Annotated in this window: 1 protein-coding gene; it reads right to left on the reverse strand. The window is 38.1% G+C overall.

From position 1 onward, the window contains the following. A partial coding sequence (locus AB4496_RS19955) for a DUF2867 domain-containing protein (RefSeq protein WP_170962730.1) occupies nucleotides 1-495 on the reverse strand: 495 nt, incomplete at its 3' end. Nucleotides 496-620 lie beyond the last annotated feature (125 nt).

Below are 620 nucleotides of genomic sequence, written 5' to 3' on the forward strand. Positions count from 1 at the left end.
TGCCTGTTCTAACCCTTTCAGGGTGCTTGGTACTATTATTTTATGAAATGGCGTAACGAAGAACATATAGATCTTACCAAACACATTATTCACATGAACCACGGTATTTGCGTGAACAATCACGGTTTCTCCTTCAGGCTCAATAAGAAAAGAAACTCGGACATTAAGATGTTTATCACAGTCTTCTAATACAACTTCATTCTCAGTTGAACTGACCAGTGTAAAAATACCGACTCGTTCGCCTACTACATATTCTGAACCTAATTTATCTCGGGATACATCTTGTAGACCACCCAAATTTTTTAAACCGAGTTTCGATACAACCCAGTTTCTCGTAGACATCAGAAATGCAATCCAAGTCGGTGTTTGAGTTGCTATTTCAAGAAATACTTCAATAGCAGTTTGGTTGTTGTATTTTATTTTTTTTGAAAAGCTATCACAGAAATATGAATTTTTGGAATACTCGCTCAATAGTGACTTCTTGGGTATAGACATAAACTCTCCTTGATGATGAAAAGTCGACAATGCGCCATAGCGACTAATATGGACTCCCCCTCCTGAGGAACTGCCACACTTAAGTGGGATTACACCGGAGGTAACATGTCTGATGATTCTTACTT

Origin of the sequence: Vibrio sp. 10N.222.46.A1 (assembly GCF_041473595.1) — a bacterium.
GTDB lineage: Bacteria > Pseudomonadota > Gammaproteobacteria > Enterobacterales > Vibrionaceae > Vibrio > Vibrio tasmaniensis_A.